The organism is Rhodopseudomonas palustris HaA2, from assembly GCF_000013365.1.
Classification (GTDB): Bacteria; Pseudomonadota; Alphaproteobacteria; order Rhizobiales; family Xanthobacteraceae; genus Rhodopseudomonas; species Rhodopseudomonas palustris_J.
In genome coordinates this window covers 3,212,811-3,232,957 of record NC_007778.1, presented here as the reverse complement: position 1 = coordinate 3,232,957, position 20,147 = coordinate 3,212,811, and the positions used below count along the sequence as shown (strand labels likewise).

The 20,147-nt window shown below is 65.4% G+C and carries 20 protein-coding genes; 15 read left to right on the top strand and 5 right to left on the bottom strand.

Going from position 1 to position 20,147, the window contains the following annotated elements; all coding sequences use genetic code 11:
- Position 1 precedes the first annotated feature (1 nt).
- A complete protein-coding gene (locus RPB_RS14300; protein WP_011441726.1) occupies positions 2-916 on the bottom strand; it encodes a LysR substrate-binding domain-containing protein in 915 nt (304 codons plus the stop codon).
- A 104-nt stretch (positions 917-1,020) separates the two neighbouring features.
- Here RPB_RS14300 and RPB_RS14295 point away from each other — a divergent pair, with 104 nt between their 5' ends.
- The 4 genes from RPB_RS14295 to RPB_RS14280 all read left to right on the top strand — a co-directional run bounded on the left by RPB_RS14295 (position 1,021) and on the right by RPB_RS14280 (position 4,555).
- Complete coding sequence (locus RPB_RS14295) at positions 1,021-1,977, top strand: ABC transporter substrate-binding protein (protein WP_011441725.1); 957 nt, start codon at positions 1,021-1,023, stop codon at positions 1,975-1,977.
- 110 nt (positions 1,978-2,087) lie between these two features.
- Positions 2,088-2,888 carry an ABC transporter permease gene (locus tag RPB_RS14290; protein WP_011441724.1) on the top strand — a complete coding sequence of 267 codons (801 nt, stop codon included), beginning with the start codon at positions 2,088-2,090 and terminating at the stop codon, positions 2,886-2,888.
- Complete coding sequence (locus tag RPB_RS14285; protein WP_011441723.1) at positions 2,881-3,699, top strand: ABC transporter ATP-binding protein; 819 nt, start codon at positions 2,881-2,883, stop codon at positions 3,697-3,699. Before RPB_RS14290 ends, RPB_RS14285 begins: the two co-directional genes overlap by 8 nt.
- A gap of 46 nt (positions 3,700-3,745) precedes the next feature.
- Positions 3,746-4,555 carry an alpha/beta hydrolase fold domain-containing protein gene (locus RPB_RS14280; RefSeq protein ID WP_080507866.1) on the top strand — a complete coding sequence of 270 codons (810 nt, stop codon included), beginning with the start codon at positions 3,746-3,748 and terminating at the stop codon, positions 4,553-4,555.
- Between the two features lie 10 nt (positions 4,556-4,565).
- Here the strand turns inward: RPB_RS14280 and RPB_RS14275 are convergent, their stop codons facing one another.
- From RPB_RS14275 to pxpB, 3 genes are read right to left on the bottom strand one after another with little or no spacing between them, the layout of a single operon-like run.
- Positions 4,566-5,330, bottom strand: coding sequence for a LamB/YcsF family protein (locus RPB_RS14275; RefSeq protein WP_011441721.1), 765 nt, complete (start codon positions 5,328-5,330; stop codon positions 4,566-4,568).
- A gap of 22 nt (positions 5,331-5,352) precedes the next feature.
- Complete coding sequence (locus RPB_RS14270; protein ID WP_011441720.1) at positions 5,353-6,360, bottom strand: biotin-dependent carboxyltransferase family protein; 1,008 nt, start codon at positions 6,358-6,360, stop codon at positions 5,353-5,355.
- Positions 6,357-7,085 carry a 5-oxoprolinase subunit PxpB gene (pxpB, locus tag RPB_RS14265; protein ID WP_011441719.1) on the bottom strand — a complete coding sequence of 243 codons (729 nt, stop codon included), beginning with the start codon at positions 7,083-7,085 and terminating at the stop codon, positions 6,357-6,359. The genes RPB_RS14270 and pxpB overlap by 4 nt, the downstream gene beginning before the upstream one ends.
- A 221-nt stretch (positions 7,086-7,306) precedes the next feature.
- On the opposite strand from pxpB, the gene RPB_RS14260 reads away from it, so the two are divergent.
- Together RPB_RS14260 and RPB_RS14255 are read left to right on the top strand one after the other, a co-directional pair.
- Complete coding sequence (locus RPB_RS14260) at positions 7,307-8,020, top strand: ribonuclease activity regulator RraA (protein ID WP_011441718.1); 714 nt, start codon at positions 7,307-7,309, stop codon at positions 8,018-8,020.
- A 21-nt stretch (positions 8,021-8,041) separates the two neighbouring features.
- Positions 8,042-8,449, top strand: coding sequence for a (R)-mandelonitrile lyase (locus tag RPB_RS14255; protein WP_011441717.1), 408 nt, complete (start codon positions 8,042-8,044; stop codon positions 8,447-8,449).
- An 87-nt stretch (positions 8,450-8,536) separates the two neighbouring features.
- On the opposite strand, the gene RPB_RS14250 is transcribed toward RPB_RS14255, so the two are convergent.
- Complete coding sequence (locus tag RPB_RS14250) at positions 8,537-9,379, bottom strand: DUF2147 domain-containing protein (RefSeq protein ID WP_011441716.1); 843 nt, start codon at positions 9,377-9,379, stop codon at positions 8,537-8,539.
- A 324-nt stretch (positions 9,380-9,703) separates the two neighbouring features.
- On the opposite strand from RPB_RS14250, the gene RPB_RS14245 reads away from it, so the two are divergent.
- The 9 genes from RPB_RS14245 (at position 9,704) to bamA (ending at position 20,135) form a co-directional block, all read left to right on the top strand.
- Positions 9,704-10,699 carry a 30S ribosomal protein S2 gene (locus RPB_RS14245; RefSeq protein ID WP_011441715.1) on the top strand — a complete coding sequence of 332 codons (996 nt, stop codon included), beginning with the start codon at positions 9,704-9,706 and terminating at the stop codon, positions 10,697-10,699.
- A 126-nt stretch (positions 10,700-10,825) separates the two neighbouring features.
- Complete coding sequence (tsf, locus tag RPB_RS14240; RefSeq protein ID WP_011441714.1) at positions 10,826-11,752, top strand: translation elongation factor Ts; 927 nt, start codon at positions 10,826-10,828, stop codon at positions 11,750-11,752.
- 84 nt (positions 11,753-11,836) lie between these two features.
- Entirely contained in the window at positions 11,837-12,553 is a 717-nt protein-coding gene (gene pyrH, locus RPB_RS14235) for a UMP kinase (protein WP_011441713.1), read from the top strand.
- A gap of 59 nt (positions 12,554-12,612) precedes the next feature.
- Positions 12,613-13,176, top strand: a complete 564-nt coding sequence (gene frr, locus RPB_RS14230; protein ID WP_011441712.1) for a ribosome recycling factor — start codon at positions 12,613-12,615, stop codon at positions 13,174-13,176.
- A gap of 217 nt (positions 13,177-13,393) precedes the next feature.
- Positions 13,394-14,152 carry an isoprenyl transferase gene (locus RPB_RS14225; protein ID WP_011441711.1) on the top strand — a complete coding sequence of 253 codons (759 nt, stop codon included), beginning with the start codon at positions 13,394-13,396 and terminating at the stop codon, positions 14,150-14,152.
- A gap of 5 nt (positions 14,153-14,157) precedes the next feature.
- Positions 14,158-15,006, top strand: a complete 849-nt coding sequence (locus tag RPB_RS14220; RefSeq protein ID WP_011441710.1) for a phosphatidate cytidylyltransferase — start codon at positions 14,158-14,160, stop codon at positions 15,004-15,006.
- 4 nt (positions 15,007-15,010) lie between these two features.
- The gene (dxr, locus tag RPB_RS14215) at positions 15,011-16,234 is read left to right on the top strand and encodes a 1-deoxy-D-xylulose-5-phosphate reductoisomerase (protein WP_011441709.1); all 1,224 of its coding nucleotides are present in this window, start codon (positions 15,011-15,013) and stop codon (positions 16,232-16,234) included.
- A 44-nt stretch (positions 16,235-16,278) separates the two neighbouring features.
- The gene (gene rseP / locus RPB_RS14210; RefSeq protein WP_011441708.1) at positions 16,279-17,430 is read left to right on the top strand and encodes an RIP metalloprotease RseP; all 1,152 of its coding nucleotides are present in this window, start codon (positions 16,279-16,281) and stop codon (positions 17,428-17,430) included.
- Positions 17,431-17,597: 167 nt separating this feature from the next.
- Complete coding sequence (bamA, locus tag RPB_RS14205) at positions 17,598-20,135, top strand: outer membrane protein assembly factor BamA (protein ID WP_011441707.1); 2,538 nt, start codon at positions 17,598-17,600, stop codon at positions 20,133-20,135.
- Positions 20,136-20,147: the final 12 nt, after the last annotated feature.

Genomic DNA, 20,147 nt, shown 5'->3' with positions numbered 1-20,147 from the left:
ACTAATCGTGCGACCCGCTGCCGGCCTGGGTGCGGACGAAGCGCGCTGAAGGTGCCAGCGCGGAATTGGCGAAGTGTCGGACGATCACGCCGGCCAGCGCCTCCGCCGCCGGATTGGCGCGGCGGGCCGAGCGGTACATCACCAGATCGACCTTGGGCAGCGCCGGAAAGGTGTCGCCGCGGCCCAATGTGCGCATGCCCGGGAGCACCGAACTCTTCCCCACCACGCTGACCGCGATTCCCGCAAACACGGCCGCCTGAATGCCGCCGATGCTTTCGCTGATGCAGCGCAGCCGCCAGGTCCGGCCGATGCTCTCCAGCGCCGCGAGGCCGAAATCGCGAAAGATGTTGCCGGGCGGCAGCATCGCGAGCGGCACCGGATTCTCGAGGTGGACGGAGCCGCGCTCCGACGTCACCCAGACCAGCTCTTCCTGCGCCACCAGCTCGCCGACCTTGAAGGCAGGCATTCCGGTGACGATCGCCAGATCGATCTCGGCGCGCTCGACCGAGGCCATCAGCTTGCTCGACAGCGCGCATTTCAGCTCGACATTCACGTTGGGATAGGCGCTGCGGAAGTCGGCCAGGATCCCCGGCAGCAGGTAGGCCGCATACAGATCCGGCATGCCGAGCACCACCATGCCGTCGAGCTTCGGCGCGGCGAGGCGGGAGCGCAGCTCGTCCTGCAGGCCCATGATGGTCCGGGCATAGCCGAGAACGAGTTCGCCATGATTGGTCAGCACCAGTTTGCGGCCGACCTTGGTGAACAGCGGCGCGCCGGTCGCGTCCTGCAGCCGGTTGAGCTGCAAGCTGACGGCTGGCTGGGTGCGTCCCAGCCGGCGCGAGGTTTCCGAGAAACTACCGGTCTGAACCAGGACGATGAAGGTCTGCAGCAGACGAAGATCGAGAGGAGCGAGCATCGTTCTATTAAGCCAGCTTATCAAATCGATATAAACAATAAATTTCTGAAGTTGTTGCGTCGCACCTACAGTTGCTTGCCGGAACTGCAGCAGCGAGGATCGCCATGCCGACCACAACCCGACGGAATTTCATTCGCCTCGCGGCCACCGCGACTGCGCTCGCCTCGACGGGCTTCAGGGCGTTCGCGGACGAACGCGTCATCAAGATCGGGACGCTGAAGCTGATCCACGGCATCACGCCGTACTTCTATGAAAAGTTCGCGCCGGCCGGCTTCAAGATCGAGGTGATCCCGTTCGAAAGCCCGACCGACGGCAAGAATGCCGTTGTCACCGGCTCGGTCGATCTCGGCATCTTCGGCCTGGCGGCGGCGACGCTGGGCGGCGCCAATGGTGAGCCGGTGGTGGTGGTTGCAGCCGCCTGCAACCGTGGCATGGCCGTGGTCGCCGGCAAGAATTCCGGGATCGGCGGCATCAAGGACCTCAAGGGCAAGAAGGTTGCGATCTGGCCGGGATCGACCCAGGAGGTGGTGATCCTCGACCGGCTGAGCGCCGAAGGCATGACCATCAAGGACGTCGAAGCGGTTCGGGTTTCGTTCAGCGACATGGCGCCGGCGCTCGCGCGCGGCGACATCGACGCCTATGTCGGAGCCGAACCGGCGGCCGGCATCAGCCTCGCCAACGGCGTCGGCAAGATCGTCGAATACCCGTATTCGACTCCGACCGGTTCGCTGAACATGGTGCTGAGCACGCGCCGCGAACTGATCGAGAAGGATCCCGAACTGATCCGCACGCTGCTGAAGATCCACCGCAAGGCCAGCGAATTCGCCATGGGCGATCGCGACGCCTTCATCGCGATGGCGATGCAGAAGCTCGGACAGCAGAAGCCGTCGATCGAACAGGCGGCGCCGAATGTCGAGCTGACCTGGAACATCGATGATCTGTTCCTGAAGCAGGCGCAATACTACGGCGCGCAAATGCTGGCGAAGAAGCAGATCCGGCAGCTCCCGGACTACAAGACCTTCATCGACCCCAGCTTCGTCAAAGCGATCTCGGCGTCGTGAGCTCCGCGATGAGTCTCGACGGCGCGATCTCCCGGCCTGATCTCGGCGGAGCCGGAGCGACGACGCCGGTCGCCGCGGCTCCGGTCGCGGCCGGCCGGACCCAACCGCGGATGCGCGGCCGCTCTTTCGCCGTGAGGCTGCGCAGCATCGCACTTGCCGTCGTGGTGCCGTTCGGCCTGCTGCTGTTGTGGGACGTGCTGGTGCGCTGGACCGGCACGCGGCTGGTGCCGCCGCCGTCCGGCGTCGCGGTGATGATGTGGGATTTCGCCTTCGGCGGAATCTACGACGATGCCTATAGCGGCAGCCTGCCGATCCATTTCTGGAAATCGGTGCAGCGGGTCTATGGCGGCTTCTTCCTGGCCGCGCTGGTCGGCATCCCACTGGGGCTGATGATCGGCCGGATTCCGCTGCTGCGCGCGATGCTCGATCCGACGCTGTCGCTGTTGCGGCCGATCCCGGTCACCGCGTGGCTGCCGCTGTCGATGATCTTCTTCGGGCTCGGTCCGAAATCGGCGGTGTTCCTGGTGTTCCTCGGCGCGTTCTATCCGATCCTGCTGAACACGATTTTCGGGGTGAAATCCGTCGATGCCCGGCTGTTCGAGGCGGCCGGCATGCTGGGCTGCCGCGGCCCGCAATTGTTCCGCGCGGTGGTGCTGCCGGCGGCGTTGCCCAGCATCTTCAACGGCCTGCGGTTGGGCGCTTCCTTCGCCTGGATCCTGATCGTGGTCGGCGAGATGACCGGCGTGCCGGAAGGGCTCGGCGCGGTCATCATGGACGGCCGCACGCTGTCGCGCACCGACCTCGTCATCACCGGCATGATCATCATCGGCATCACCGGATTCCTCTCCGATCGCATTCTGGTGGCGCTCAGCAATTACTTCCTTCGCTGGAGTCCGCAGCATCATGCTTGAATCAACGACCAGAAGCGGGCCGCCGCCCGTGATCCTCGAGGTCAGCGACCTCAACAAGATCTACGAGGCCTCGAACGGTCCGGTGATGGCGCTGCGGGGCGCCAATCTGACGGTGCGAAAGGGCGAGTTCATCTGTCTGCTCGGCGCGTCGGGCTGCGGTAAATCGACCTTGCTGCGGATCGTCGCCGGGTTCGAGACCGCGACCGAAGGGTCGGTCGCGGTCTACGGCTGCAAGGTGGACGGACCGGGTCCCGATCGCGGCATGGTGTTTCAGGACTACGCGCTGTTCCCATGGCTCACGGTGCAGGAGAATATCGGCTTCGGACCGAGCCATCGCCGGATCGCGCCGAAGGAAGTCGCCAAGCTCACCGAGAAATTCATGGCGATGGTCGGGCTGACCGACTTCGCCGATCGCTATCCGCATCAATTGTCCGGCGGCATGAAACAGCGCGTCGCGATCGCGCGGGTGCTGGCGAACGACGCCGACATCCTGCTGATGGACGAACCCTTCGGCGCGCTCGACGCGCTGACCCGCAGCACGCTGCAGGAGGAATTGATCGAGCTGTGGCGCACCACGCGGCTGACGGTGATCTTCGTGACCCATTCGGTGGAGGAGGCGGTGCTGCTCGCGGATCGGGTGGTGATGATGACGGCCGGGCCCGGCCGGATCGACTGCGAGGTCGACATCGACCTGCCGCGTCCGCGCGACGTCGCATCGCTGGAGTTCAACACCCTGCGTCGCGACGTGACGAAGCGATTGACCAGCCATATCGGCGGCGGACGGCGGGTCGCGGCAACGGCGGATTCCTGAATTGACCGCAACTGCGCACGACACGACGACGGCGATCTTTCGCGGCATGGATCGCGCGACGCTGGACGCGGCCTACAACAACAGCGAGGCCGTCGCCGATAGTCCGAACTGGCTGGAGCAGTGGCGCGCACGTAGCGCTGTCCGGCGCGCCGCCCCGCACGCCCGGCTGGATCTCGCTTACGGCGACAAGGAGCGGACGTCGCTCGACTACTTCGCCGCCGGCGTTTCCGGCGCGCCGTTGCTGGTGTTCCTGCACGGCGGCTATTGGCAGCGCAACAGCAAGGAGATGTTCTCCTTTGTGGCCGACGGGCCGAATGCGCGTGGCGTCGATGTCGCGGTGGTCGGCTACACGCTGGCGCCGGCCGCGCGATTGTCCGAGATCGTCGGCGAGATCGACGCGGCGCTGGATTTTCTCGTCGCCGATACCGGCGGGTTCGACTTCGACCGGCGACGGGTCGTCGTCGGTGGCTGGTCCGCCGGCGGACATCTGGCATCGGTGGCCAGCGCCCGTCCAATGGTCAGCGGTGCGCTGTGCATCAGCGGCATCTTTGATCTGGAGCCGATCGCGCTGTGCTATCTCAACGATCTGCTGCGACTGGACCGGCGGGAAATCGAACAACTGAGCCCGCTTCGCCGCATCCATGCCGGCGCGGCGCCGCAATGTCTCGTGGTAGGCGGCGACGAATTGCCCGAGTTGCGGCGGCAATCCGCGGACTACGCCGAGGTCGCGAGCCGCTTCGGACTGCCGATCCGGTCACGGACGCTGCCCGGGCATCATCACTTTTCGATGCTGGACGAACTGGCCGGCTCCGACGGCGCCTTGACTACCGAACTGCTGAGCCTGCTCGGCGAGTAGCAGACCCGCATCACGATCGGGCGAATGGCGCGACCGTGATGCCGTTGGCCTCGAGCGCCGTCCTGACGCCGCGTGCGATGTCGACGGCGCCGGCGGTGTCGCCGTGAATGCACACGGTGTCGGTGCGCATCTTGATGACCTTGCCGGTCATCGACACCACGGCGCCGTCCTGCGCCATCCGCAACACCCGTTCGGCGATGACGGCCGGATCGTGCAGCACGGCGCCGGGCTTGCGGCGCGACACCAGATTGCCGTCGTCCTCATAGGCGCGATCGGCGAACACCTCGTGGACCATCGCCAGGCCGGCGGCCTCGCCGGCGTCGACCAGTTTCGAATTCGCCAGCACCACGAAGATCAGTTTTGGATCGACCGCCTTGATCGCAGCAGCGATGGCGCGCGCGGTCATGTCGTCCTGGCAGGCGACGTTCGACAGCGCGCCGTGCGCCTTCACATGCGTGACCTTGTGTCCCGCCAGCGATGCGACCGCCTGCAGCGCGCCGATCTGATAGGCCACGAGGTTTTCGATTTCGGCCGCGGTGATGCCCGGCACCGGGCGGCGGCCGAAGCCGTGCAGATCGCGAAAGCCCGGATGCGCCCCGATCGCAACGCCATGCGCCTTCGCCATCGCGACCGTCTTGTGCATGATGTCCGGATCGCCGGCATGAAAGCCGCAGGCGACGTTGACGCTGGTAGCGATGCGCATCATTGCCGCGTCGTCGCCCATGCTCCATGCGCCGAAACCTTCACCAAGGTCGCAGTTCAGATCGATCTTCATCTCACATCCTCTTGAAACGATCTCAGATTTCGAGCGCGTTGGTGGCCGCGCCCGCCACGTTGGCCGTCAGCAGCGCGTCGAGGTCGAGCGTCATATGCTGCGCGTCCGCGATCCGGTCGGGCAGGGCGCGGATCAGCCCGGCCATTGCGCGATATTCGGCCTGCGCCTCCTCCATGCTCACCGATCTGAAACGAAACGGCCGCCCGGGCTGAAGCTGCGCGAGCCGACCGAGATCGGCGGTGATCACGGTGGCAATTTTCGGATAGCCGCCGCTGGTGCCGCGATCGGGCATCAGCACGATCGGCTGGCCATTGCCGGGAACCTGGATGCTGCCGTCGACAGTGCCGTCGGAGACGATGTTGTGGCCGTGCAGATGGCGGATCTCCGGACCTTCGAGGCGATAGCCCATCCGGTCGCTGGTCGCCGACACTTTCCACGCGCTGTCGAGGAAGGTCGCGACGGCATCGCCGAATTCGTCGTCCTGCGGGCCGAGCACGACGCGGATCGGCCCGTCGGGCGGTGTCGGCAGATCGAGGCGACGTTCGGGCGCAACGACTGCCGACGCGGCCGGGATGGCGTCGCCGGATTGCAGCGGCCGCGGGTAGGGACTGCCGAGGCCGGCGCGGGCATTGACCGCGAGACTGCCGAACATCGGCTCGCCATCGATGCCGCCAGCGATCGCCAGATAGCTGAACACCTGGCTGCGCGCGATTCCGAGCGTCAATGTCTCGCCGTCGGCGAGCAGGAAGGACTCGTTGAGTGCGATCGCGCGGTCGCCGATCGTGGCGGAGCGCTCCGCGCCTGTCAGGGCCAGCCGCACCGCGCCGTCGTGCGCGGTGAGCGTTGCGCCGAGCGGCCCCAATTCGACCGCGGCGGCGAACGCATCGTTGCCGACCAGCACGTTCGCGGCAGCCAGCGACAGACGATCCATCGCGCCGCTCGGCGTCAGACCGTAGCGCTGCGCGCCGTGGCGTCCCGCGTCCTGCACGGAGGTCGCCGGGCCGACATTGTCGATTAGAAGCTTGCTCATGACGCCGACAACTCGGCGACGACTTCGCCGTGTTCGGCGGCGCGATCCTGTTCGGCGAATTCCTTGGCGTCGATCCGGCTGAAGCTGATCGTATCGCCCGGCTCCAGCAGGAAGACCGGATCGCGATGCAACTGATAAGTCCGCACCGGCGTGCGTCCCAGCAGATGCCAGCCGCTCGGGCCGGGCAGGCATTGCACCCCGGTCTGCACGCCGCCGATCGAGATCGTGCCTGCGGGTGTCAGTAGGCGGGGCGCCTGTCGCCGCGGGATCGCCAGTGCCGGATCGAGGCCGGACAGATACGACCAGCCCGGCGTGAAGCCGATCATCGCGACGCGATACGCACCCGCGGCGTGACGCGCGACGAGATCGTCCGGCGAGATCTGCAGCGTGGCCGCCGCGTCGTCGAGATCGATGCCGTGTTCGCCGCCGTAGCACACCGGAATCCGCCAGTGCCGCTTCGTCGTCGATTCCGTTTCCACTTGCGTCTGCGCCAATGTCGTCAAGCGGTCGGCGAGGGCCGCGAAGCCGATCTGCTCGGGGTCGTAGTGGACGAGTAGCGAGCGATAGGTCGGCACCGTCTCGCGCACGCCGGCGATCGGCTGTCGCTCCAACAGGCCGTCGAGCGCGAGTACGCGCTGATTGGCTTCGGTGCTGATCTCGCGGCCGAAATCGACGGTGATCGCGGCGTCGCCGCTCGGCAGCATACGTGGAGGAGTGAGCGCCATGTTCCTGCGATCTCATCAGTGCGAGCTCAGCCATAGCCTGTTTTCCACGCGCGTGAAAATCACTTCCGACGCGTTGCGTCGGCGATAACACCCTGCCGGGACAGGCGATAAGGTGTGATGATCAGTCGTTCTGCGAAGGGCTGCCGAGCGCGGCGTGCCGCTTGACGTCCGAGGGCGCGCCAGCAAGATGCGGCGCCAATCTCTCAAGGAGCTGCGTGTCCATGTCACTGACCCCCGACGCCATTGCGACCCTCGCGCGTGTTTCGACCGCGACCATCACCACGGTGTTGTTGAAGAAGGGGCTGCGGAATGTCTGGCTGCGCGGCGCGCGGCCGTTGCGGCCGGGTCAGGAGCGGCTGGTCGGCGAGGCGTTCACGCTGCGCTTCGTGCCGGCGCGCGAGGATCTGGCGACGCCCGAGTCCTGGGCCTCGCCGATCTCGACGCGCGCCGCGATCGAGGCGATGCCGGAAGGCTGCATCGCGGTGATCGATGCGATGGGCGTCAGCGACGCCGGCGTGTTCGGCGACATCCTGTGCGCGCGGATGGTGAAGCGCGGCATGACGGCGCTGGTCACCGACGGCGTGGTGCGCGATCTGGAAGGCGTGCTCGGGACCGGGCTGCCGGTGTGGTGCAACGGCGCCGCCGCGCCGCCGTCCGTCGCCGGTCTCACCTTCGTCGGCTGGGGCGAGCCGATCGCCTGCGGCGGCGTCGCCGTGTTCCCGAAGGACATCATCGTCGCCGACCAGGACGGCGTGGTGCTGATCCCGCAGGCGCTGCTCGACCATGTGTTGGCCGAAGGTCCGGAGCAGGAGCGGATGGAAGGCTGGATCGTCGAGGAGGTCAACAACGGCGCGGTCCTGCCGGGGCTGTATCCGATGAACGCCGAAACCAAGGCCCGCTACGCCGCGTTCAAGGAGAAGGCCGGCAAGGCGTAACCAAACCGCAGAGGGGCAGACATGGATATTTTCGTAGCCGGTTCGCGTCCGACCCAGCGGGCGCCGAAAGACTATTTTACCGGGACGGTCTGGCAGGACCCGATCGTCTCCGCGCCGGCCCCGGCGCGGCTGGCGGCGACCCGCGTCGCGTTCGAACCGGGGGCGCGAACGGCCTGGCACACCCATCCGCTCGGCCAGACGCTGTACGTCGTGACGGGGCTCGGCCGGATCCAGACCGAGGGCGGGCCGGTCCGCGAGATCAAGGCCGGCGACGTGGTCTGGATACCGCCCGGTGAGAAGCACTGGCATGGCGCGTCGCCGACCAACGGCATGACCCATATCGCCATGCAGGAAGCGCTCGATGGCAGCTTCGCAACCTGGATGGAACCCGTCTCCGATGCCGATTATGCCGTGAATCCATCTGTTTGACGGGACCCGTTGAAACGCTGCGCAAGCGACGCGGAGGCGACGCGCAGCGCCTTCGGCCTCAGTTGAGGATCACAAGCCAAGCATCTGTCATTCCACGCGAGTCCATGTCTGGCCTCCGCAGAACATGCCGCCGAAGGCACAACCCTGCACCTTCAGCCGGTCCGGGCCCCGCAGGGCAATCGTGGAATCGTACCGGCTGCCGCTTTTCGGATCGTAGATCCGGCCGCTCCATTTGTTGTCGCCGCCGGATTTCATGTTGATGAGGATCTTCTCGCCGTTCTGGTTCGACTTGGCGTTGACCGAATAGCCGCACAGATGCTCGCCGCACGGCTCGATCCGGATCTTGCCTTCCTTCTCTTCGGTCAGCCAGATGCCGAGCGGCGACGGCTTGTCGGGGGCCGGCGCCGCCTGGTTCTGCGCCGGAACTGACGGCGGCACGGCTGCCACCACCGGGGCGGGCGATTTCGTCTGCGGGCTCACCGTCGACGCTGGGCCGGCGGCGGCAGCCGTCTCGGGGGCGCGATCCGTCGCCGGCGTAGGCGCCGGGTCCGCCGGCCGACTTGCGGTGGTGGCAGGAACCGGGGGCGTGGGCGCAGCGCGTGCCGGTTCCATGGTGTCCTTGGTGGGGCTGGTCGGTTCCGGCTGGGTGAGCGGCTTCCGGGTCTCCTGAACCGGCTTTTCCTGAACCGGCTTTCGGTTGTTGCGCAGGTCGTCGTCCGCGTCGTCCTGATCGTCGCGGGAGCGTTTGGCGCGCTTCGGCCCGGATTCATAAATTCCGGGAATCGAGACCGACACGCAGGACGCCTCATCGCAATCCCGCGGCTTCTCGATCCGGATCGTGCGTCCGCCAATGTCGAACGAATAGGTTTCGCCGGCCTGGGCCACAGTGCTTGCCAGCATCAGCGCTGCGAGCGCCAACAGCTTCTTCATGACTTCCCCCTGGACTCGAATGGAGCGGATGCAAGTCTGAACCTGGACGAAGCGTTTCAACGTGAGACGGGTCACGCATCGAAGATGAGACGCCTGCGTCCCGGCAAAGGTTCAAGCGCGGGGCGCGCCGGACCGGAGGTGACGGGCGCGGAGATTGAGGCGCTTTGCCTTGCGTTATCGGGGAATCCGGCTATAACCCGCGCCATCTCACACGGAAGCATGGCCTAAACGCCGTCCGGTGGCACCGGGCCGGAAGGCAGGATCGTCCTGTCCCCACGCCCTTTGCTCACACGCTTCCGGAGGAACCAACCGGAGAATAAACCTATGGCACTTCCCGAATTCACGATGCGTCAGCTGCTCGAGGCTGGCGTGCATTTCGGTCACCAGTCGCATCGCTGGAATCCGAAAATGGCCGAGTACATTTTCGGCGCCCGCAACAACATCCACATCATCGACCTCGCGCAGACCGTGCCGTTGATGCACCGTGCGCTGCAGGCCATCAGCGACACCGTCGCCAAGGGCGGCCGCGTGCTGTTCGTCGGCACCAAGCGCCAGGCGCAGGACGCCGTCGCCGATGCCGCCAAGCGGTCGGCGCAGTACTTCGTCAATTCGCGCTGGCTCGGCGGCACGCTGACCAACTGGAAGACGATCTCCGGCTCGATCAAGCGGCTGCGCCATCTCGACGACGTGCTCAATTCGGGCGACGCCAGTGCCTACACCAAGAAGGAGCGGCTGACGCTGCAGCGCGAGCGCGACAAGCTCGACCGTTCGCTTGGTGGCATCAAGGACATGGGCGGCCTGCCGGACCTGATCTTCGTGATCGACACCAACAAAGAAGACATCGCGATCCAGGAAGCCCAGCGGCTCGGCATCCCGGTGGCGGCGATTGTCGATACCAATTGCGATCCGAAGGGCATCACCTATCTGGTTCCGGGGAATGACGACGCCGGTCGCGCTATCTCGCTCTACTGCGATCTGATTGCGCGCGCCGTGATCGACGGCATTTCCCGCGCGCAGGGCGAGTCCGGTATCGACATCGGAGCTTCGTCGCGTCCGCCGCGTGAAGACCTGCCGGCGGCGCAGGCAACGGGCTTCCAGGGCCTGTCGGGTCCGCGCGGCACGCCGGACGACCTCAAGAAGCTGGCCGGCGTGTCCGGCGACATCGAGAAGAAGTTCAACGACCTCGGCATTTTCCACTATTGGCAGCTCGCCGAGCTCAACGCCGATACCGCGCATCAGATCGGCGAAGAAGTCGGTCTGCCGGGTCGCGTCGACGGCTGGGTCGCCCAGGCCAAGGGGCTGACCGCCGAGGCGGAATAACGCGAGCCGTTGCGGCCGGGACGTCCGGCCGCAACGTTCCGTCGTCAAAATCTGCAATGAAATTCCTGATCGCGTGCCGCGGGCTCTTGCCACGCGATGCGCCCTGACAGGCAAAGGACTACGAGCATGGCAACGATTACTGCAGCGATGGTCAAGGAACTGCGCGAGACCACCGGCGTCGGCATGATGGACTGCAAGCAGGCGCTCGCCGAGAACGACGGCAACATGGAGGCCGCGGTCGACTGGCTGCGCAAGAAGGGTTTGTCGAAGGCCGCCAAGAAGGCCGGCCGCGTCGCCGCGGAAGGCCTGATCGGTGCGCTGACCGACGGCACCAAGGGCGTCGTCATCGAAGTCAATTCGGAGACCGATTTCGTCGCGCGCAACGAGCAGTTCCAGGGTCTGGTCAAGATGATCGCCCAGGTCGCGCTCAAGGTCGGCGCCGATGTCGACAAGATCAACGCGGCCCCGGTCGGCTCCTCGACCGTCGCCGGTGCGATCTCGGATGCGATCGCCACGATCGGCGAGAACATGACCCTTCGCCGCGCCGCTGCGCTGGAAGTGTCGCAGGGCGTGGTCGCGAGCTACGTCCACGGTGCGGTGATCGAGGGCGCCGGCAAGATGGGCGTGATCGTCGCGCTGGAATCCACCGGCAAGACCGACGAGCTCGCCGCGCTCGGCCGCCAGCTCGCGATGCACGTCGCCGCCGCCAATCCGCAGGCGCTGGATCCGGCCGGGCTCGATCCGGACGTGGTTCGCCGCGAGCGCGAGGTGATGGCCGACAAATATCGCCAGCAGGGCAAGCCGGAAAACATGATCGAGAAGATCGTCGAGAACGGCCTGAAGACCTACTACAAGGAAGTCTGTCTGCTGGAGCAGGCCTACATCCACGACGAGAAGGGCAAGGCCGTCGGCCAGGCGGTGAAGGAAGCCGAGGGCAAGGTCGGCGCGCCGATCAAGATCATCGGCTTCGTCCGCTACGCGCTCGGCGAAGGCATCGAGAAGCAGACCTCGGACTTCGCGGCGGAAGTCGCCGCGGTCTCGGGCCAGAAGTAATTGGGTCAGAAGTAATCGCTTTTCACGTGATCAACTCCCGGCCGTTCCGGCCGGGAGCGAACCCACCGAGGACGCGACCGCATCATGGGTGAGCCGATCTATCGTCGTGTGGTGGTCAAGCTATCGGGCGAGTATTTCGCCGGCCCTCAGCATTACGGCATCGATCAACCCACCATCGATCGCGTCGCCGGCGACCTGATCGCAGCCCGCGGTCTCGGCGTCGAGATCGCCGTCGTGGTCGGTGGCGGCAACATCTTCCGTGGCGTCGAGGTCTCGGCGCGCGGCGTGTCGCGCCCGACCGGCGACACCATGGGCATGCTGGCGACGGTGATGAACTGCCTCGCGCTCGGTGAAGCGCTGCGGCGCCACGGCCAGCCCGCCCGAACCTTCTCCGCACTGCTGATGCCCGAAGTCTGCGATCTGTACACCCGCGCGGCCGCACAGCAGACGCTGGCGGAGGGCGGTATCGCGCTGCTCGCGGGCGGTACCGGCAACCCGTTCTTCACCACCGACACCACGGCAGTGTTGCGCGCAGCCGAGATCGACGCCGGGGCCGTGCTGAAAGCCACCAATGTCGACGGCGTCTATACCGCCGACCCGAAGCGCGATCCGAATGCGAAGCGGTTCGAGCGGCTGACGCATTCGGAAGCGCTCGCAGGCGGCTACAAGGTCATGGATGCGACGGCTTTCGCGCTTGCCCGCGAAACCTCGCTGCCTATCATCGTGTTTTCCATCGCCGAGCCGGGATCGATCGGCGCCGTGCTGGGCGGCGCGGGCCGAGCGACTGTCGTCGCGGGTTGAGTTTCGCGTGCCGCGAGGCGTCGCGATGAGGATTCAGAATTCGAGAGGGAGTGACTGGCATGCAGTCCGAAAAGTTCGACATCAATGATTTGAAGCGCCGGATGCAGGGCGCGTCGCAGGCTTTGCAGCACGAACTCGGCGGCCTGCGCACCGGCCGCGCGGCGGCTTCGATGCTGGAGCCCGTGCAGGTCGATGCCTATGGCACCCACATGCCGCTCAATCAGCTCGCCACCGTCACCGTGCCCGAGCCCCGCTTGCTGTCGGTGCAGGTGTGGGACAAGTCGATGGTCCGGGCGGTCGAAAAGGCGATCGTCGACTCCAATCTCGGCCTCAGCCCGGCCACCGAGGGCCAGGTGTTGCGGCTGCGGATTCCCGAGCTCAATCAGGATCGCCGCAAGGAACTGGTGAAGGTCGCGCACAAATACGCCGAGGCCGCCCGTGTCGCGGTCCGCCATGTTCGCCGCGACGGCCTTGATACGATCAAGAAATTGGAGAAGTCTCACGAGATCTCCGAAGACGATCAGAAGCGGCTGGATCAGGAAGTTCAGAAGGCGACCGATAGCGCGATTTCCGAGATCGACCAGTTGCTCGCGAGCAAGGAAAAAGAAATCCTGACCGTCTAGATTTTCTGCTTCGGCGCCGCCGCGCGCGGCGCCGGGGGCGAGGCCCCAGCGGAACGCGGTCGGGCAATTTGCATACGCGGCGACGAGAGAATCAGGCCTAGTGCGACGATGGCGGTATCCAGTCTTGTGATCGAAGCTGTCATAACTTATTGATCTGGAAATATTTCTGGCAGCGAACGGGTACGTCTTCGCGGGATGACGCTTCGGGAATTGGCCTATGTCGAAAGCTGCCGCCACCGCGACTGACCGGTCGGATCCTCCCGTCATCCCGGCGCATGTCGCGATCATCATGGACGGCAACGGCCGCTGGGCCGCAGCCCGCGGCCTGCCGCGTGCCGAGGGGCATCGCCGCGGCGTCGAGGCGCTTCGCCGCGTCGTCCGGGCGGCGAACGACATCGGCATCCAGTATCTGACGATCTTCTCGTTCAGTTCGGAGAACTGGACCCGGCCGAAGAGCGAGATCGGCGATCTTTTCGGCCTGCTGCGCCGCTTCATCCGCAACGATCTCGCCTCTCTGCATCGCGACGGCGTTCGCGTCCGGGTGATCGGCGAGCGCGACCGCCTCGAGCGCGATCTGTGCGCGATGCTCGACGAGGCCCAGGAACTGACCCGCGACAACACCAAGCTGAACCTCGTGGTCGCCTTCAACTACGGCTCCCGGCAGGAAATCGCCAACGCCGCGCAGCGGCTGGCGCGCGAGGTCGCCGAGGGTAAGCGCGATCCGGCGACGATCGATATCGAGACGCTGGGCCGCTATCTCGACGCCCCCGACATTCCCGATCCCGACCTGATCATCCGCACCAGCGGAGAGCAACGATTGTCGAATTTTCTGATGTGGCAGGCGGCGTACAGTGAACTGGTGTTCGTGCCCATTCACTGGCCGGACTTCGACAAGGCCGCGCTGGAAGGCGCGATCGCCGAATATGCCCGACGCGAGCGCCGTTTCGGCGGCTTGGCCGCGAAAACAGGATCGTGACGCGCGTGAGCCAGGACAACGCGGCGCCAGCGCCGGCAGCCGAGCAGGGCTCCCGCAATTTCTGGCAGCGTGTCGGCGCCGCCCTCGTGCTTGCGCCGGGCGCGATTGCGGTTGCATATTTCGGCGGCTGGGCGTGGGCCGTGCTGGTGACCGCCGTCGCCATCGGCCTTTTCCTGGAGTGGCTCACGATCGTCGGAGCTGCGCGCGATTTCCGCGTGCTGGTGATCGGCTGCCTGACATTGCTGGTCTGTGGCCTCGGGCTGATATTCGACAAGCCGGGGCCGGCGGTGCTGGCGGCCACGCTCGGCGTCGGCGGGCTGGCGGCGCTGGGCGATCAACCGCGGCGCTGGACCACCTCCGGGCTCGGCTATGCCGCCCTGGCGCTGATCGCCTCGATCCTGCTGCGGCGCGATCCCGACTACGGCTTCTCTGCGCTGGTCCTGATTTTTCTGATCGTCTGGGGTAGTGACATCGGCGGCTATTTCGCCGGCCGCAGCATCGGCGGCCCGAAATTATGGCCGCGGGTCAGCCCGAAGAAGACTTGGGCGGGGGCGATTGGCGGCCTTGTCCTCAGCCTGCTGGTCGGGCTCGTTTTCGCACTGTCGGGATTTGGAAAAATCATTCCGCTGCTGATCCTTGCGGCGGTTCTTTCAACTAGTTCCCAACTCGGCGATTTGTTCGAATCCGCGGTGAAGCGCCGGTTCGGCGTCAAGGATTCGAGCCACATCATTCCCGGCCATGGCGGGCTGCTCGACCGGCTCGACGGATATGTCGCGGCCGTGGCGGTGGCCGTGCTGATCGGGCTGATGCGAGGATCGCCGGATGGTATTGGCCGCGGTCTTATGGTGTGGTGATCCGATGAGTGCAGTCCCTTTGAAAAATACCGACGCCGCCCATGATGGTGTGCGCAGCATCAGCGTCCTCGGCGCCACCGGGTCGATCGGCGACAGCACGATGGACCTGCTGCGCGCGGCGCCGGAGAAGTACCGGGTCGAGGCGCTGACCGGCAACGCCAACGTCGCGGGTCTCGCCAAGCTGGCGAAGGAGTTCAACGCAAGATTCGTCGCGGTGGCCGATCCGGCCCGGCTCGGCGAATTGCGCGCCGCCCTCGCCGGAACCGACATTGCCTATGGGGCCGGCGAGAGCGCGGTGATCGAGGCCGCGGCGCGGCCGGCCGACTGGGTGATGGCGGCGATCTCTGGCGCAGCCGGGCTCAAGCCGGCGTTGGCCGCGGTCGATCGCGGCGCCACGGTGGCACTGGCCAACAAGGAGTGCCTGGTCTGCGCCGGGGACTTCTTCATGAGCCGGGCGGTCGCCGCGGGATCCTGCATCCTGCCGGCCGATTCCGAACACAACGCGCTGTTCCAGGCGCTGGCCTCGGGCAACCGCCACGAACTGACCCGCGTCATCATCACCGCCTCCGGTGGGCCGTTCCGGACCTGGTCCGCCGCCGATATCGAGCAGGCGACGCTGGCGCAGGCGCTGAAGCACCCGAACTGGAGCATGGGCCAGAAGATCACCATCGACTCGGCCTCGATGATGAACAAGGGCCTCGAGGTGATCGAGGCCTCGTATTTGTTCGCGCTGTCGCCGGACGAGATCGACGTGCTGGTGCATCCGCAGTCGATCGTTCACGGTATGGTCGAATTCGCCGATCATTCGGTGGTGGCGCAGCTCGGCGCCCCCGACATGCGGATCCCGATCGCGCACTGCCTGGGCTGGCCGGACCGGATCGTCGGCCGCGCCGCCCGGCTGGATCTCGCCAAGATCGGCCAGTTGACCTTCGAGGCTCCGGATTTCGAACGATTTCCAGGCCTGCGGCTGGCCTATGACGCGCTGCGCGCCGGCAATGGCGCCACGACCGTCTACAATGCGGCGAACGAGATCGCGGTCGCGGCCTTCATCGCCCAGAAGATCAGGTTCGGGGCGATCGCCCGGCTGGTCGAGGATACGCTGAACGCGTGGATCCGGGCCGGCAATCTCGCGCCGCTCGGCAGCGCCGACGATGCCATCGCCGTTGACCATAACGCGCGAAAAATGGCTGCCACCCTATTGCCTCAAATTGCCGCAAAGGCATCCTAGAGCATTGGGGAACAGGGCCGTCGGTTCTGCTTGAGAGGAATGGGATGGCCGATCTTTTTATGAACGGGTTCAACACGTTGAGCCACGGAATCGTGGGTTACGTGGTGCCGTTTCTGTTCGTGCTGACGATCGTGGTGTTCTTCCACGAACTCGGCCATTTTCTGGTCGCACGCTGGAACGGTGTCAGGGTGTTGACCTTCTCGTTGGGCTTCGGCCCGGAGATCGCCGGCTTTAACGATCGCCATGGAACCCGCTGGAAGCTCTCGGCGATCCCGCTCGGCGGCTACGTCAAGTTCTTCGGTGACGAGAGCGAGGCGAGCACGCCGTCGACCGATTCACTGTCGAAGATGAGCGCGGAGGAGCGCTCGGTCAGCTTTCACCATAAGAAAGTCGGCCCGCGTGCGGCGATCGTCGTCGCCGGTCCGTTGGCCAATTTCATTCTCGCGATCGTGCTGTTCACCTTTCTGTTCTCGGTGTTCGGCGTTCCGAGCACCTCGGCCCGGGTCGACAACATTCAGCCGGGCAGCGCCGCCGAAGCGGGCGGCTTCAAGCCGGGCGACATCGTCGTCGCCATCGACGGAAGCCCGATTCAGAACTTTCAGGAGATGCAGCGCACCGTCAGCCGGGAGGCTGGACGGCAGTTGGACTTCACGGTCAAGCGTGGAACTGAGACCGTCGATCTGAAGGCGACGCCGGAACTTCGCGAGATCAAGGATCGGTTCGGCAATGCCCAGCGCCTCGGCATTCTGGGAATCAGCCGCTCCACTTCCGCCAACGAGGTCACCACGGAGCGCTTGAATCCGGCCGCCGCGGCCTGGATGGGGGTCAAGGAGACCTGGTTCGTCGTCGATCGGACCTTCGCCTATATCGGCGGCCTGTTCGCCGGCCGGGAAGCTGCCGACCAGCTCGGCGGTCCGTTGCGAATCGCACAGATCTCTGGACAGGTCGCGACCATCGGCTTTACCCCGCTGCTCCATCTGGCGGCGGTGCTGTCGATTTCGATCGGGTTGCTCAACCTGTTTCCGGTCCCGCTGCTCGATGGTGGGCACCTGATGTTCTATGCCATCGAAGCCGTCCGCGGGCGTCCGCTGTCGGAGCGGGCGCAGGAAATGGGCTTTCGGATCGGGCTCGGACTGGTGCTGATGTTGATGGTTTTCGCGACATACAACGATATCCTGCACTTGGCTTCGTCGTAATCGGAAACCGAACGTGGCCGATGGGCAACGTGTTGGAACGAAATTGAAATCGCACTGCGAATGGACGTTTGCCGGCTCGGCAAAATTGTCTACAAGCAAGGCAAGTTGGGGATTCTGCCGGCACGGGGGCTGCGGGTCGGCACTGGAATGACAAGGGCGCGTTGCGCATGAATGCTGGAATGCGATTGTTGCGGGGGGGCCTTCTTGCTGCCACCCTGGTGTTTTTCGCCGTACCGGTCGCCACGACGGCGACCGCTGTATTGACGGCGTCGCCTGCGGCCGCGCAGTCTGCCTCTTCGATTCAGGTCGAGGGCAACCGCCGGGTCGAGGCCGACACCATTCGCTCCTATTTCAAGCCAGGCCCGAGCGGCCGGCTCGACCAGGGCAGCATCGACGACGGCCTCAAGGCGCTGATCGAGACGGGGCTGTTCCAGGACGTCCGGATCAATCAGGGTGGCGGCGGTCGCCTCGTCGTCAGCGTCGTCGAAAACCCGGTGATCGGCCGGCTCGCTTTCGAGGGCAACAAGAAGATCAAGGACGAGCAGCTTTCGGCGGAAATCCAGTCGAAGCCGCGTGGCACGCTGTCGCGTCCGATGATCCAGTCCGACGCGCTGCGGATCGCTGAAATCTACCGCCGGTCGGGCCGTTACGACGTTCGCGTCGATCCGCAGATCATCGAACAGCCGAACAACCGCGTCGATCTGGTGTTCGTCGTCAACGAAGGCGACAAGACCGGCGTCAAGTCGATCGAATTCATCGGCAACAAGGCGTTCTCGTCCTATCGGCTGAAGGACGTCATCAAGACCCGCGAATCCAACCTGCTGAGCTTCCTCGGCTCGGGCGACGTCTACGATCCGGATCGGGTCGAGGCGGACCGCGATCTGATCCGGCGCTTTTATCTGAAGAACGGCTATGCCGACGTTCAGGTGGTGGCCGCGCTGACCGAATACGATCCGGAGCGCAAGGGCTTCCTCGTCTCCTTCAAGATCGAGGAAGGTCAGCAATATCGCGTCGGCTCGGTGAGCTTCGAATCGACGATTCCGAATTTCGACGCCAATTCCCTGAGCAGCTATTCGCGGGTGAATGTCGGCTCGCTGTACAACGCCGAGGCGCTCGAGAAGTCCGTCGAGGAAATGCAGATCGAGATGTCGCGGCGCGGCTATGCATTCGCGACGGTGCGTCCGCGTGGCGATCGTAATTTCGAATCCCATACCGTCTCGATCGTGTTCTCGATCGAGGAGGGCGCTCGGGTCTACATCGAGCGGATCAACGTCGTCGGCAACACCCGGACCCGCGACTACGTCATCCGGCGCGAGTTCGATATCGCGGAAGGCGATGCCTACAACCGCGCGCTGGTCGACCGGGCCGAGCGCCGGCTGAAGAACCTCGACTTCTTCAAGTCCGTGAAGATCTCGACCGAACCCGGCTCGTCGAGCGACCGCGTCATCCTGGTGGTCAATCTCGAAGAGAAATCGACCGGCGACTTCTCGGTCTCCGGCGGCTATTCGACCAGCAACGGCGCGATGGGCGAAGTCAGCGTCTCGGAGCGCAACTTCCTCGGCCGCGGCCTGTTCGCCAAGGCGACCGTGCAATACGGCCAGTATGCGCGCGGCTACTCGCTGTCGCTCGTCGAGCCCTATCTGCTCGACTACCGCGTCGCGCTCGGCCTCGACCTGTATCAGCGCGAGCAGCTCGCCAACAGCTACATCTCGTACGGCACCAAGACGCTCGGCATCAGCCCGCGGCTCGGCTTCGCCCTGCGCGAAGACCTGACCCTGCAGCTGCGCTATTCGCTGTACCGGCAGGAAATCACGCTGCCGTCGTACCTGAACAATTGTAACAACAATCTCGGCTCGGCGAACTACTTCCCGACGCCTCAGTTCATCGCGGCCGGCAATCCGAACAACACCGGCTACGGCGTGCTCGGCTGCTACGGCGACGGCGAAGCCTCGCTTCCGGTCCGCATCGGCCTGTCCAACGGCGCCTACTGGACCTCCTCGGTCGGCTACACCCTGACCTACAACACGCTGGACAACACCCGGAACCCGACCAACGGTCTGCTGGTCGACTTCCGTCAGGACTTCGCCGGCGTCGGCGGCGACGTGAAGTTCCTGAAGTCGGCGTTCGACGCCAAGTACTACACCCCGCTGGTGTCGGACATCGTCGGCATCGTCCACCTGCAGGCCGGCAATCTCAGCACCTATGGCGGCAACCAGCTGCGCATGCTCGACCACTTCCAGATGGGTCCGAACCTGGTCCGCGGCTTCGCGCCGAACGGTATCGGTCCGCGCGACATCGGCCAGTACGCCTTCTACGGCTACGGCGGCGACGCGCTCGGCGGCACCAACTACTGGGGCGCATCGGTCGAGTTGCAGATGCCGTTCTGGTTCCTGCCGAAGGAAGTCGGGCTCAAGGGCGCCGTCTATGCCGACGCCGGCTCGCTGTTCGACTACAAGGGCCCGACGTCGTGGACGCTCACCAACGAAGTCAACGCGCCCGGTTGTACGCCGGCGAGCCAGACCTCGATCGGGACCTGCGCCGGCCTGAATTACGACGACACCAATCTGGTCCGCACCTCGGTGGGTGTCGGCCTGATCTGGGCCTCGCCGTTCGGTCCGCTGCGGTTCGACTACGCTGTCCCGATCACCAAGGGTAAGTACGACCGCGTCCAGGAATTCAAATTCGGCGGCGGGACTTCGTTCTAAGTCCCGCGGTCC